This is a genomic window from Clostridium sp. AF34-13 (genome assembly GCF_003477845.1).
GTDB classification, from domain to species: Bacteria; Bacillota; Clostridia; order Lachnospirales; family Lachnospiraceae; genus Butyribacter; species Butyribacter intestini.
Genome location: NZ_QUEB01000001.1, coordinates 414,622 through 429,587, shown reverse-complemented (window position 1 = coordinate 429,587; position 14,966 = coordinate 414,622). Strand labels below are relative to the sequence as shown.

General features: G+C 36.0%; 8 protein-coding genes and 1 tRNA gene. 2 read left to right on the top strand and 7 right to left on the bottom strand.

The features are described from left to right. Positions 1-153: 153 nt before the first annotated feature. The gene (locus DWZ63_RS01690; RefSeq protein WP_055943319.1) at positions 154-1,302 is read right to left on the bottom strand and encodes a cysteine desulfurase family protein; all 1,149 of its coding nucleotides are present in this window, start codon (positions 1,300-1,302) and stop codon (positions 154-156) included. A 243-nt stretch (positions 1,303-1,545) separates the two neighbouring features. Here DWZ63_RS01690 and DWZ63_RS01685 point away from each other — a divergent pair, with 243 nt between their 5' ends. Beyond that, positions 1,546-3,063, top strand: coding sequence for a polysaccharide biosynthesis protein (locus DWZ63_RS01685; RefSeq protein WP_118498430.1), 1,518 nt, complete (start codon positions 1,546-1,548; stop codon positions 3,061-3,063). Between the two features lie 1,125 nt (positions 3,064-4,188). Here DWZ63_RS01685 and metA read toward each other — a convergent pair. From metA to DWZ63_RS01665, 4 genes are all read right to left on the bottom strand, one after another. Then, positions 4,189-5,097 (bottom strand): homoserine O-succinyltransferase, encoded by a 909-nt coding sequence (gene metA, locus DWZ63_RS01680; protein WP_022014612.1) that lies wholly within the window; start codon positions 5,095-5,097, stop codon positions 4,189-4,191. Positions 5,098-5,153: 56 nt separating this feature from the next. Further along, the gene (gene ligA / locus DWZ63_RS01675; protein ID WP_330674103.1) at positions 5,154-7,109 is read right to left on the bottom strand and encodes an NAD-dependent DNA ligase LigA; all 1,956 of its coding nucleotides are present in this window, start codon (positions 7,107-7,109) and stop codon (positions 5,154-5,156) included. Between the two features lie 177 nt (positions 7,110-7,286). Continuing rightward, complete coding sequence (locus DWZ63_RS01670) at positions 7,287-8,000, bottom strand: pseudouridine synthase (protein WP_022014610.1); 714 nt, start codon at positions 7,998-8,000, stop codon at positions 7,287-7,289. A gap of 53 nt (positions 8,001-8,053) precedes the next feature. Beyond that, entirely contained in the window at positions 8,054-8,710 is a 657-nt protein-coding gene (locus tag DWZ63_RS01665; RefSeq protein ID WP_118498428.1) for a hypothetical protein, read from the bottom strand. A 159-nt stretch (positions 8,711-8,869) separates the two neighbouring features. Between DWZ63_RS01665 and DWZ63_RS01660 the strand changes: the two genes are divergently transcribed. Continuing rightward, positions 8,870-8,942 (top strand) — tRNA-Arg (locus DWZ63_RS01660). Between the two features lie 6 nt (positions 8,943-8,948). On the opposite strand, the gene DWZ63_RS01655 is transcribed toward DWZ63_RS01660, so the two are convergent. Further along, positions 8,949-13,835, bottom strand: coding sequence for a leucine-rich repeat protein (locus DWZ63_RS01655; protein WP_118498427.1), 4,887 nt, complete (start codon positions 13,833-13,835; stop codon positions 8,949-8,951). Between the two features lie 17 nt (positions 13,836-13,852). Then, positions 13,853-14,761, bottom strand: a complete 909-nt coding sequence (locus DWZ63_RS01650) for a DUF5688 family protein (RefSeq protein ID WP_118498425.1) — start codon at positions 14,759-14,761, stop codon at positions 13,853-13,855. Between the last annotated feature and the right edge of the window lie 205 nt (positions 14,762-14,966).

Genomic DNA, 14,966 nt, shown 5'->3' with positions numbered 1-14,966 from the left:
TATACACATAATTATTTTCGGCAATTTAACATGTTTTTTCACCCTTTTATCGTTTTTGCATATAATCTAACTCAATTTTTTATATATTCTATAATGAAACTTTCTATAAAAGCCTTCTAATAATACTTTTGTTTTATTTTTTACTCCCATAACTTATTCTCTTAATACTTTTATGGCTGTTTTTAATATATCCATTACAAAGTCAACTTCCCTGACTGTATTTTCTTCACCAAGTGTAAATCTTATTGTTCCATCGGCATATTCCTTTGGAACACCTATACTTTCTATCACATGGGAAATCCCCGGTTCTCCTGTATTGCAGGCTGAACCTGCTGAAGCACATATTCCGTTCATATCGAGTATAATGAGCAGAGTCTCTCCCTCAATTCCTTTAAAACTTATATTCAGATTTCCGGGAAGTCTTTCATTTCCCGGTTCTGCACCGTTTAACCGCACATCTTCTATCTCATTTTCTATCCTTGACAAAAAATAGTCCCTTACATTTGCCGTTTTAAGATTTTTCTTATACATATTTTTAAATCCCTCTTCAACGGCTGCACCCATACCGACAATCCCAGGTACATTCTCCGTTCCTGCTCTCATATTGCTTTCCTGCTTTCCGCCATAGATAAACTTTTCTATATCACAACCCTTTGATATATAAAGAAACCCCGTTCCTTTCGGTCCGCAGAGCTTGTGCGAGCTTACACTCATCATATGTATCCCGCTTTTTTTTACATCAATCGGAATATGCATATATGCCTGAACTGCATCTGTATGAAAATAAATATTGTACTTTTTGGCTATCTTAGCAATCTCGTCTATAGGCTGAATCGTTCCTATCTCATTGTTGGCATACATTATCGAAATCAAAATTGTATCATTTCTTATCGCCCTCTCAAGATCCCTAAGCGAAATCACACCCCTCTCATCAACCGGAAGATAAGTCACTCTGTATCCCTGTTTTTCAAGTGCCTTGCAGGAATTGAGGATTGCATGATGCTCAATACAGCTTGTTATGATATGCCGTCCTCTTTTTCCTTTATATCTGCACGCTCTCACCGTTCCAAACAATGCCCAGTTGTCACTCTCCGTGCCACCACTTGTAAAATAAATTTCATCTTTAGATGCATTTATACTCTTTGCCACCTGCTTTCTGGCTGTCTCTATTTTTTCCTTACACTGTTGTGCAAATTCATATGCCCCCGATGGATTTCCATAATAAATTTCCAGACATTTTTTCATCTCAGCAACCGCCCGTGGACATACCGAAGTCGTTGCCGCATGGTCAAGATAAATCATACCGCACCTCTGCACCCGTATATAAAATCAATATATTCAGCATAATGCTGTTTGACACATGATAAATTTGAAATACATATAAGAAACTTAGCTTTTTACCGTTTGATAACTCTAAAATTTATATATTCATCATAATTTTATTCATCATCTGATAAATCTAAAATCTATATATTCATCATAATTTTATTCATCATATAATAAAATTAAATAATAAGTTTGAATGTGCTAAAGTGAGGAAGTTTTATGAACTCAGCCGCAAAAACAAAAAAAAAGGTAAAAAACAAACTTAAAAGCAATATAATAAAAGGAACTCTTATACTCTCCTGTGCAAGTATCTTAAGCCGCATAATCGGTTTCATATACAGAATATACCTCGCTGATATTCTCGGTGAACAACTGCTTGGTACATATCAGCTTATTTTTCCTATATATGTGCTGTGCTTTACGATTTACGGAGCTGGTATGCAAAGTGCCATATCTCAGGTTGTTGCGACACTCATAGGCAAAAATAACACACATTCTAAAGACGACGGTTTAAAGGGAAGCGTTTCAAAAGATATAACTCCACGCACGATACTTCTTGCCGGCACGATACTCAGCTTTATCCTTGCACTTTTTCTGTCCATTTTTATAAATTTCAACTCAAAGTGGATTGCCTGCAATATCCTCATGGTACCCGACTGTGACATCTATCTTAAACTGCTCACATATCTTTTCCCATTTTGCAGCATTTCAGCCTGCATCTGTGGATACCAATACGGACTTGAAAATGCAAAACCACCTGCCATTTCCGGAATAATAGAGCAGATAACCCGCATCTTATTTGTATTTATCGTTCAGGGCTTTTTCTCTGATAAAGAAATCTGCTGCCAGATAGCCGTGTATGGACTTACCGTTGGTGAATTTTTTGGTTTCCTCTATAATATGTCTACAATAAAAAATAAAAAACGCAACGATAAAAAACATATTTCCGACAAAAATATAAACAATGATAATGCCAAGCTGCACTCTGAAAGCCTGCATTCAAAAAGACAACACGCTTATAATGCTAAATCTGATAACCGGCAATTTAAAAGACAAGAATTAAAAAATAAAACTTTCAATAAAAGAAAAAATAAAATTTCTTTAAAAGAAAGTTTTAAACTGCTCCTGCCGGTATTTATTTCGCTAACATCAATAAAACTGACAATCTCTCTTTTACATAGTGTAGAATCAATATTTATTCCTGCTTCACTCGTAAAATACGGCTATACGATGAACGAAGCCTTAAGTGTGTATGGTATATATTCCGGAATGGCTATGCCATTTATAATGTTTCCTGCCACAATAACAATGGCAATATCAACAATGCTTCTCCCTGCTGTTTCAAAAGCGCACTCATCAGGAAACAAAAAACAGATTAAAAAACTTATCCGACGCACATCATATTTCTGTCTTGTAACCGGAATGGCTGCTACTATCTTTTTCCTGCTATTTGGAAACATCTGTGCAAGTCTTTTCTTCCACAACGAACTTGCCGGAAGATACCTTACCGTAATGTCTTTCTTATGTCCGTTTTTGTACCTAAACATGACCTACAGCAGTATATTGAATGGACTTGGCAAGCCCCATATGACCTTTGTGATAACAGTAGTATGCACACTCATAAAGATACTGTCACTTATGTTCTTTGTTCCTAAATACGGAATGATAGCTTATATCGCCGCATCTCTTATAGCAGAAGCATTGCTGTGCGTGATGCTTAGACATTATTGCGGATAGATTAAGATGTACCATGCGATAAACCCCATAGCATATTGGATTTTAGAAGCTTTCATCTAACCCTTGACAAATTCCCAAACATATACTAATATTAAAGGGAATTAAGAAGTAATTAAAACGACACTATCCGTATAGCAGAACGGTTGTCTTGAAATCAAATATTGGAAAGAATGAATCTAACCGCCATCAGTTTACCAGACCAGGGCGGTTATTTTCTTGCATTCTTACCAATCTCATACGCTGAACCACATAAGATACTAGCGATTCCTAATGCATAATAAACAGTTTGTAACGAAATTGTAATCATTGCAAGTGTCCTCCTTTCATATAAATTACCAAACAGGTTTTCTATATGTAAACAGAGCTTATACTCTCTGGTGGAAGACAACCGTCCTACCGTCTTAGATAGTGTTGTAGCTATAATATCACATTTGACAATTTCTGTCAAAAATTCCCAATAACAGAGAATAACAACATAACAAGCTGCTCACACCCAAAAGAAGTGTGGGCGGTCTGTCAACCCGTTGGCAGACTTTTACAAGCGAGCTGTCGCTGACCGATATACGACATAAATATAAAGGTCGGTTTGCAGAAGTATTGAGTTTGAGAGACTCTATAATCTCCTTCGCTACTGCTCTTGGCGTTGTTTGGTGTATCTCAGCCATTAAATGAGAAACATTATATCTATAGCGAGTCCCTACTTAGTGGGAAACTAACTGTTTTGTGCAAACTCATTATACCACTGAAAGTCCTGTACAATTTATTTTTTTGAAAAAGTTGTAAAGTGGTGATTTTGTAAATATATAAAGCAAAAAACTCTACCCATAAAGAGAGTATGTATTTACCAAGAAGATTTTCATATCTTCTTCATTCTTAAAATAGGGATAGTTGAGTTTACTTACTCTTCTATCCCTATTTTTTACGATTTTATACAAAGTTCTTTGCGGTAAATTTATTAATTATGATTTGTCTCCATGAAGTTCGTATTATCTCCATTTTATCTCCATTGATATATTAAAATATACTAATTTATATTAAAATATACTGGATTATCTAAGTTATCTTGATGTTAGATTATTCTATGCAGATTTCAGAAAACCCTGTTTTATCGTATTTCCGCCATTTCTAATCCCACGAATACGGTGTATTCTGATAAACGTAGTAGTTCAACCAGTTACTAAATAATGCATTTGCTGCACCTCTCCAGCGAAGTTTTGGCCGCTGCTCCGAATCATCATCCGGATAATAATTTTCAGGTACTTCTATATCAAGCCCTTTTGCTTTATCCCTTTTATATTCTGAGTCAAGCGTCATTCTGTCATATTCAAGATGACCAAGTACAAATATCTTTTTTCCGTCATGTGACACCAAAATTAGTTCTCCGGCTTCTTCGGACTCAGCAAGCACTGTTATGTCTTTACAGGCTGCTATCTCATCATGGTTGACTCCTGTATGTCTTGAATGTGGTGCATAAAACACATCATCAAAGCCTCTTAACAGGGGTTCTTTTCTGTGATGCACGATATGCTCATATATTCCAAATTTCTTCTTTGGCAGCATATATTTATGTATTCCATAATGATAATAAAGTCCAGCCTGTGCTCCCCAGCATATATGAAGTGTCGATGTTACATTTGTATTTGACCAGTCCATTATCTTTGTGAGCTCATCCCAGTATTGAACATCCTCATATTCCATATGCTCAATAGGTGCTCCTGTTATTATAAGTCCGTCAAATTTTCTATCTTTTACATCTTCAAATGTTTTGTAAAACTCATTCAAATGGCTTGCAGGTGTATTTGTTCCTATATATGTCGCTGTTGTCAGAAATGTAATCTCTACCTGAAGCGGTGTATTTGAAAGACTTCTAAGAAGCTGGACTTCTGTTTCTTCCTTTAGCGGCATTAAATTCAAAACTGCGATATATAAAGGTCTTATATCCTGAGATACCGCTCTTGTTTCGTCCATCATAAATATATTTTCTTTTTCCATTATCTTCTTTGCAGGAAGATTGTTTTGAACTTTAATTGGCATATTTAACGCCCCTTTCTCTTATTTATTATATAATTACGAAGTTTTTTTATTATTCATCACAATTTTATCGAAAACATATCGATAAATTCATCTTCTGTTATTATCTGCACTCCAAGCTCTTTTGCTTTTTTATTTTTTGATGAGTTACTTGTGCTGTCATTATTTATAAGGTATTTTGTCTTTGATGTGACGCTTCCCGTCACTTTGCCTCCTCTGCCCTCAATAAGCTCTTTTACCTCACTTCTGTTTGAGAAATGATTTACTGAGCCTGTTATTACAAAGTTCATACCCTCCATGTCGTTTGCATTATCATTTTCTTCATCTTCAAGCGTGACAATATCGAGCAGGTCATCTACCATATGGTTATTATTTTCGTTTGCAAAAAATTTTACAAATGACTCTGCTATTATCTCCCCGACACCGTCTATCTCTACCAGTTCATCTATTGAAGCGTGTCTTATTTTCTCAAGATCATTTGAAAATGCCTTACATACCATCTTCGCATTTGACAATCCTATATTCGCAATGCCAAGACTGTATATAAATTTTGCCGTTGTTGTTATTTTCGCTGTCTCAGCGGCTTTTACAAGCTTTTCATATGACTTTTCGCCAAACCCGTCCATTGATATTATTTCATCCTTATATCTGTTAAGTTTGAAAAGGTCAGCAAGTTCATGTAAAAATCCTTTTGATATGAATTTTTCTATGGTTGCTTCTGACATTCCATCAATGTTCATTGCATCACGGCTCACAAAAAGTGATATTGATTTGATTTTTTTTGCAAGACAATCCGGATTTTCACAAAATAACACTTCAACATCATTTTCTTTATGGATGGATGTTTTTTCTCCACACACCGGACATTTGTCCGGTATTTCAAGAGAACCGCTCTTTGTGAGGTTCTGTGCTATCTGAGGAATTATCATGTTTGCCTTATATACCTCGATAGTATCGCCTATTCCAAGCTTCAACTCCTTTACAATGCTTATATTGTGGACACTTGCCCTGCTCACGGTCGTTCCCTCAAGTTCAACCGGCTCAAAAATTGCAACCGGATTTATAAGTCCGGTTCTTGATGCACTCCATTCAACTTCCGTTAGTTTTGTCTTGGCAGTTTCATCTGCCCACTTAAATGCAATGGCATTTCTCGGAAATTTTGCTGTTGAACCGAGCGACTCACCATAACTTATATCATCATACAAAAGTACAAGTCCATCCGACGGAAAGTCATTTGTCTTGACTTTTTCTGAAAACCATTCTACTGTCTCATATATGTTTTTTGCCGTGACAACCTTATACTCAACTGTCTGAAATCCCTGTTCTTTCATAAATTCCATTTTATTTTGCTGGGAATTTTTAAAGTCGACTCCCTCAGCTTCAACAAGTGTAAACGCATAAAGTTCTACATTTCTTTTTGCCGTTATCTCATTGTTTAACTGTCTTACTGAACCGCTGCACAGATTTCTTGGATTTTTATACTGCTCCTCCTCTGATAATAAGGCATTTATCTTCTTAAACTCAGAGTATGTTATTATGGCTTCACCTCGAAGCACCATACGACCTTTAAACGGTATATTGACAGGCAGATTTTTAAACACTTTTGCATTATTTGTTATGACTTCGCCTACGACTCCGTTTCCTCTGGTAACTGCATTTAAAAGCTCTCCATTTTCATATGTCAGCACAACTGTAAGTCCATCCATCTTCCATGATAAAAGTCCCTCTTTGCCACCCAGCCAGCTTGAAAGCTCATCAACCTGTTTTGTCTTGTCAAGAGAAAGCATCGGTGACGGATGTGTCTGCTTAGGCAGTTCACTTAATACCTCATAGCCGACTTTCTGTGTCGGACTTCCTGCCAGCACAAGTCCACTTTCTTTTTCAAGTGCCGAGAGCTCATCATACATCCTGTCATATTCAAAGTTGCTCATTATCTCGTCTTTTCCCTGATAATAAACAGATGCCGCTTTATTCAATATATCAATAAGTTCTTTCATTCTACCTGTTTCTGCCATTGTTTCCTCCATACATACCATATAAAATATATTCATGTGTCATTATCTGCATATGAAAAAATTTATACATAAAAATCAATCGGATATTTGCAATCCGCTTTGATGCCTGTTTATAACACCGGCTGCTGTCGCAGCATATCTGAAAGGACTGTTCCTCTTATGATACCGCCAGCAGCTTTAAAGCATCTTTTTTAATTCTGATACCTCACGCAATGTCAGTTTACGGTATCTTCCTTTTTTGAGTCCGTCAAGAGTTATGTTCATTATTCTGTCTCTCCTAAGATGCACTACTCTGTACCCGAAATATTCACACATTCGTCTTATCTGTCTGTTTAATCCCTGTGTGAGTATGATATGAAAACTAAAATCATCTTCTTTCCATACTTTACACGGTTTTGTAACAGTATCAAGAATAGGAACTCCCTCTCCCATTTTCTTTAAAAACTCATCTGTTACTTTATGGTCTACCTTTACAAAATATTCTTTTTCATGTCCATATCTGCTGCGTAGGATTTTCTCCATAACATCACCCTGATTTGTCATAAGCAAAAGTCCCTCTGATGCCTGGTCAAGTCTTCCGACCGGATATATCCTTTTGTCATAGTTTATATATTCTACAACATTTTTTATTTTCTCACCGTTTTCCTCCGTTGCCGTTGTGCAAACGATTCCCTTTGGTTTGTAAAAAGCAAGATAAATTTCTTCTTCCTCTTTTTTTATATTTCTTCCATCAAGCGTAACCGTCTGTCCGTCACATACTTTTGCACCTGATACCGCCGTAACACCGTCAATACATACCCTTCCGGCGTCTACTAACCTGTCAGCTTCACGCCTTGAACAAACACCTGCTTCACTTAAATATTTATTTATCCTTATACCGTTTTCACTCATGATAATCCTCCATGCCCATACAATGTACTCTCGGTATGGAACACTAATATTTTTTATTCATCACTCTTTAATTCATTAAAAAGTGTCCTCACTTCTTCATCCGTACTTATCAGATCATTCATCCGCTTTTGCACGGAATCTTTTAAAGCGGTTATCTCGTCACTCTTATCCAACTTTGAAATCTCTTTCTGCTCGTTGCTGTTTATTTTCCCAAAATATATCTCATATTCTCCATCTGCTGCTCTCTTTATATAATATGCCGACAATGACGGCAGCATACTCTCAACACCAAATGCCTTTATATCACAATATGCATACACTCTGTATGCATCGGCAGAATAGCATTTTTTGACAGTACACTTTATATTATTGTATGACTCTATACTCTGGTTCTGTGCCTGTATCTTTTTTTCATCTATTACTGTTATATCATTTACATATTTTTTCATGCCCGATATGTTATCGTCAAGCTTTGCATTAAGATAACCTGATACAATTCCGTCTATCTGTTCATTTACATTATCTGTTGAGACTATATCGTAATCACTGTTCTCATCTACTTCTTTTTCTTTCTGGTAATTTGTCTTCTGCTGAGTATTATATACTGTATTTTCTGAATCCATTCCCGAAAGTACAGTATATAATATAGCACTTCCCAATAAAAGAACTGAAACCACTAAAAAAATAACAATTTTTTTATATTTAAACATTGAAATCACTTTCCTTCTCTCGCAATTTCTATCCCATAAAAGATAATTTTAACACAACACAAGGTCATTGTAAAGCTAGGCATTCCAGCTAAATTATTTTTGTACGCTGAATATACTTTACAACAACCATGTGATATGCTAAAATACTTAATTGTATGTGCACCCGTAGCTCAGTGGATAGAGCGACAGCCTCCGGAGCTGTGTGTCGAGGGTTCGACTCCCTCCGGGTGCGTTTTTATTATTTTTCTTTCATTTTATATTTATTATTCCCCCTATTTTTTAACAGCTTTTTATACTTTGTCATTTTCTTTTTATTGCAGCTGACAATAAGCTTTTTATTAGTTCCTTTTAATGAATTTTTCCCTGCCTTTCTAAATATTTTACTCCTAATATTAATCTTTTTCAGACTGTGGCAATTTTTAAAACAATTTTTTCCGATTGTTTTTATATTCTTTCCTATCGTTACTTCTTTTAATTTTTTGCAGCCTGAAAATGCATCTGCTGCCACAGAGGTAACTTTATATCTCACACCGCCTTTTGTTATGCTGTCAGGAATGATTGCTTTTTTCGCCTTAGTATCGCAAAATTTCTTTAATGCAACAGTCTTTTTATTTTTATTATATCTGTTATATTTGGCAGTTTTTTTGTTGGTTTTTGCCTCAGTATTACTACTTTCTCCTGCACTGTTTTTTCCAGCTCCCTGCTGTTTATTCGGACTTGCAGTCATTCTCACCAATGGCGTTTTTGTCTGCTCTGACGAAGCATCTGTCTGCAATGGCATTTTTGTTACTTCAGGTTTTGTACTCTCGGAAACATTATCTTTTTTATCTGTTCCATCACTGTCATCAGGATTTTTACTTTGATGCGGCAGACTGCTTTCAGATGGATTTTTTGTATCTAACGGTTTATTTCCGGATAAGTCTGAATCTGATTTGTCTTTATCTGTCACATTTGGTATCCATTTTGCATATATAACTTTATCTCCGCTTTCATTTTCTGCTATCTTTTCAATTCTCTGTCCGCTGAATTTTTCATCCTGATACCAGCCTGCAAAACTGTATCCGTCTTTCTTTGCACTCTCCGGCAGTTTTACTCCTGTTCCATACAGATATGCCATTGGACTTCCGTCTTCTGTCTTTCCTCCGTCAAGCATATATTTAATTTTATAAGATTCAGGAGTCCATACCGCATAAAAACATTTATCTCCCGTATCATCAGACTCAATCTTTGCAACATATGTATCATTCTTATCTTTGTCCGCCGACCAGCCTTTAAAGACATAGTTCTTTTTTTCTACATCCATCGGAAGATTTACATCATCTCCAAATCTATACGAACTTATCCTGCTTTTTTCATCCTTAAATTCTCCGCCGTTTGTCTCAAATTTTATACTGTATTCCGACAATCTGTAAACTGCCTTTAAAGTTATATCTCCATGTGAGCCTTTTTTAACAACATAAGCACCCTCGTGCAGCTTATCGCTATCATGCCAGCCTACGAAATCCCACCCGTGTTTCTTTGGCGAAACCACGGTAAAGTCATCTGTCTCGCAATCATATTTCAGAGGATTTACATTTGTCTCAGTCTCTCCACCGTCAAAATCATAAGAAATGCTGTATTCTACCGGTTTCCACTGTGCATATAATATTATCTTATCACCTTTTACAGCAGTAAGCCTGCTTACCTTTTGTCCAACCTCATAACTTGTTCCTTTTCCGTCGTATCTTGTATTCCATCCGGCAAAAACATAATATTCTTTTGTACTTTTGTTATCCGCTATCGTGTACTCTGATTGATACATGATTTCCTTATTTTCAGGTGCTTCACCCGTTCCGCCATTTAGATTGTACTCGATATTATATGAGTTTTCCTGCCACCGGGCATAGAGTCTGACAACCTCTCCGTCTTTATCCGTGAGGTTTTTGATGCTTTCACCTGCTTTGTATATTTCTGAACTTCCGTCAGCTAAAGTGCTCCAGCCTGCAAATGTATATCCTTCTTTCTCATACATATTATCCAAAATCTTAAATTCAGTATCATAAAGCAATCCTGCCTGCTCAGTCTGTTCTCCGTCCGTTCCATTTGGCATATACCACACACTGTAGCAATTTGCACACCACTTTGCACTCAATGCTTTTTTTCCTGTCATATCTTCTGATATATTTAGGACTTCTCCCGATATATATTTTCCGGCATCATTATAAAGCTGACTGTCACCTGACGCATATCCACAAAATGTATATCCTTTTTTCTCAGGGACTTCTATATCAGGCATCTTCATTCCACTATAAACAAATATGCCATCTGTCCCGTTATCTCCTCCTTTTTTATCAAACTCCACACAATATGAGATACCGATACACTCAAATTTCCTATTATTTTTTTTACTGTAATCATTAGTTGTTGATTTGCTCCATCCTCTTAAAATTGTATTTTCAGAAAATGTATCATTATTTTCATTGATAACACAATTGGGATTATTTATTTTTATCTCACTTAAAGAAACACATCCATAAAATGCTCTGTTTCCTATTTTTGCAAGCATATTGTTGTCCGAAAATGCAACTTCATTAAGTTTCTCACAGTTAAAAAATACATTGTCACCTAATTCACTAATATTCTCATCAGACATTACTTTTTTTAGTTCCGTACAATTATAAAATGCTGAATTGTCTATTGTAACCGCTGTCTTTTTAGTACGGTCTCCCATAATAGAAACATTCTCCAATGACTTGCAGCCTGCAAATGCAAATCTGCCTATCTTTTCTATTCCTGCTCCCATTATTACAGCGGCAATTTCATCACTGTCCCTGTATTCATCTGCAAATTCCGTTGTACCATCATTCTCAAAACCTGCAAATAAAATAATTTTATATTTATTTTCTACTGAAAAATCATATTGTTTACTTCCTGCATAACATCCTATCAAAGTACCTGCATCTATACTGCTTTTATCACTGATAACTGTTTCTTTTCCCTCGAATACGATTTCTTTTATTTCTTTATCTCCCGCAAATGCTTTTTTTCCTATAAATTCTGTTGCCTTAGGTATAACAAGTGCATCTTTCGTTATCTTCTCATAATCACTCTCATACTTTAAAGAAGTACAACCGGCAAAAGCCTCATCACCTATTCTTGTCACATTTCCAAGAGTAATCTTTTTTAATACCGTGCAGTTTTTAAATGCCCTGTCTCCTATAATTACAACATCCGATGGCACATTAAATCTCTCTAAATATTTTTCTCCTGCAAAAAAGTCCTCACCTATTGTTGTTATCTTATTATAATTTCTGTGATTTTCTTTTGAATAAGACTGTGCCGATGAATTTGAAAATCCTGTTATCACTGCATTTTGTGGTATCGTTTCAAACGACCTGTCTATCTCACAGTCAGGATTTTTTATGATTATCTCATCTAATGAACTACATCCAATAAAAGCATTTTTTTCGATTTTTCTCACTGAATACGGCACTACAATCTTCTTGAGACTTATACAGTTTTCAAATGCCCCTGCTCCTATTTCATTAACTGTTCCGTTCTTAATATCAACCGAAACAAGTTTATCCTGGTCTTTAAATGCTCCGTCTCCTATCCGCTTTACTTCTTCCGGAATTTTCACACTCTCAGGCTTTTCAGACATACTTACCAGTGTACCCGAATTTATCACTGCTCCATTAAGACCGTTTTCCCTATAATCTTTAAAAAATCTTTTTACCGTTATATTTCCTGATACCGTCTTTTCTCCATCGCATGACACATATTTTGTTCCGGGATAATACGCTCCGATTTTTGTATCTGTCCCAAAATACTGACCTGATATTTTTGTATCATAATCGACTTGAACGGTTTTATTATTATTAACACTGTCTATCACCTTACCGTCCTCATAATAATCAATACAGGTAACGCTATACTTATTTTTCTGCCACTGGGCATACAATTTTACTGTAGTCGTTGTTATGTTCTTTATGAGCTGTCCTGCCGAATACGCTTTTCCGCTTCCGTCTGCCTTTGTATTCCATCCGGTAAAATGATAATAACTCCTGCCAAAAGAATTTTGCTTTAAATTTTCTGATTTATCATAATTTATCGTCTGGCTCGCCACATTTCCATAACCACCGTTTGCATCATACTCAACTTTGTATGTAAATGTATCATCATAATACGCACCACATCCGCATCTATGTCTTGTATATCCTTTTGAAGAACTCGTCGGAGCCGTCACTGAAACACTTGAATAATTATGTCCTGTTGCCCCTGCACCTGCCGTCTGTGTCCCACAGGTCGTACAGTATAACACCTGTCCCTGCGTACAGGTTGCTGCACTTTTCTGTGCCCATGTATGATTTGCATACCCTCCTGAATAAGTTGTATTGCTGCACATAGTGCACTTATATATTGCCGGATGCTGACAGGTTGCCCCTGATACATAAGTTGAATAATTATGACCTATCGTACTTCCCTGATTTATTGTGCTGTTGCACATGGTACATTTATATACCGCCGGATTCTGACAGGTTGCTCCTGATATACATGACGAATAATTATGGCTTATAGTGTTTCCCTCACTTTTTGTCTCACCACAGATAGTACATCTGTACTGGTTATTGTGCTGACAGGTTGCTGCAGATGTAAGCTGCCATCTTGATGAATCATAAACATGTCCGCACTGCCAATAAATATATAACGATCTATGATTTTGCGCATCATTGCTTATAAGATTTTTTGCCTCTGCCAAAGTTGCGTTTTGGGGAGTATCTGATAGCTTATTTCCCATTCCAACCATAGCCCTTATATAAAATCCCGGATTTACAAGCGTTGATGCATCTAAATTTGCAACAATATTTTTATACATATTCACATAATCACTTTTTTCATTTATCAAATACTCAACACATAACGAATCTTCACTTTTTTTCAAAACACTTGAACTTTTCATAATTCCTTCTATTGTATTTTTTAGACTTCCTGTCATTGTAAACGGCTTTGAAAAATGCACAAGATATTGATAATATGTCTCTGCTTTTGCCTTTTTTAAATTCATAAACATTCCATTTGACAAAACAACCGCCACCGTCAACACATATATCAAAACTTTTTTTAATAAATTCCTTCTTCTCTCCATATAATCTTCCCCCCGTTTTACGCTACTATTTCAAGCGAATTAAATGTTTTATTGTACCTGTAAACACTGTCCGACAGATATTCATCCGGCAGCAGACAATTATCATTTACTTCTTTTACCATGTTTTTAAGTTCCTCTTTTGTAAGTCCGGCTTTTGCCGACATTGCAAGCACTTCATGTATGCTGCTCGGCAGGATATAAAAATCACCTCCTATTTTCTCAGCCAGTCGCTTAAATATATCCTGATATAAGATAACTGATGCACCGTTTATCCCCATGTTATTTGTTACCACATAAGGCTCATATAAACACTCACGCTTAAGTGCCGGTTTTTTTAATCCCATCTCCTGTAACTGCACATCAAACATACCGATAACTTCGCTCATAGGCATTATTTTTTCTTCAAATATTCTCTCCGAATTTTTTAATGCCAGTGTGTAAAGTTCTCTTGTATCTGTTTGCCATTCCTTTGCAACTTCATTTGTTATCCGTATGGATGCAATTCCATCCTCATCATTACTAACAAGACAATAGAACACAACTGCCATGTCGAGAAATCTGATATACGGCATATCTTCGAGCAGCTTTTTATTTTTGTTCAAAGAGATAAGTCTCATAACTATTTTTTCAATACAATCCTCATACTCCATAGACAGATTTTCATATGTATTCTGTCTCTGGCTGTCCTCATATATCCTCACAACCTCTGATACAAGGCTGTCAATGCCTGTTCCGTCAATGTACTTCTGATACATATTTTGAAGATAAAAATTAGGTGTTATGCTCTTTCCCGTCTCCATGATAGTAAGTGAGTCATATTCAAGCGAATTATTTTTTATGACCTTATGCACCTCTACCGCAACATCCTTACCAAAACACATTTTTATCTTCTCTGCCATCTCATCTACAAATTCATAATATTCCATATCATCCCTCATTTCTGCACACATTTTTCTTCATATCCTATATAGTAATTTATTTCTATTCCATCAAATAATCGGTATAATTTGTGTCGGGTGTGCTCAGACACAAATATTATCCTCCATGTCTTAATAACTCTTTGCCCCAAGCAGACTTCTAATATTTTTGTATTAAAAGTTTCAATCAGATAATCCCTGATTTTTTTATTCT

What these genes read in the sequence shown, in the direction of transcription:
- DWZ63_RS01690 (WP_055943319.1), bottom strand. Translation starts at nt 1,302, where the DNA reads ATGATTTATCTTGACCATGCGGCAACGACTTCGGTATGTCCACGGGCG.
- DWZ63_RS01685 (WP_118498430.1), top strand. Translation starts at nt 1,546, where the DNA reads ATGAACTCAGCCGCAAAAACAAAAAAAAAGGTAAAAAACAAACTTAAA.
- metA (WP_022014612.1), bottom strand. Translation starts at nt 5,097, where the DNA reads ATGCCAATTAAAGTTCAAAACAATCTTCCTGCAAAGAAGATAATGGAA.
- ligA (WP_330674103.1), bottom strand. Translation starts at nt 7,109, where the DNA reads ATGGCAGAAACAGGTAGAATGAAAGAACTTATTGATATATTGAATAAA.
- DWZ63_RS01670 (WP_022014610.1), bottom strand. Translation starts at nt 8,000, where the DNA reads ATGAGTGAAAACGGTATAAGGATAAATAAATATTTAAGTGAAGCAGGT.
- DWZ63_RS01665 (WP_118498428.1), bottom strand. Translation starts at nt 8,710, where the DNA reads ATGTTTAAATATAAAAAAATTGTTATTTTTTTAGTGGTTTCAGTTCTT.
- DWZ63_RS01655 (WP_118498427.1), bottom strand. Translation starts at nt 13,835, where the DNA reads ATGGAGAGAAGAAGGAATTTATTAAAAAAAGTTTTGATATATGTGTTG.
- DWZ63_RS01650 (WP_118498425.1), bottom strand. Translation starts at nt 14,761, where the DNA reads ATGGAATATTATGAATTTGTAGATGAGATGGCAGAGAAGATAAAAATG.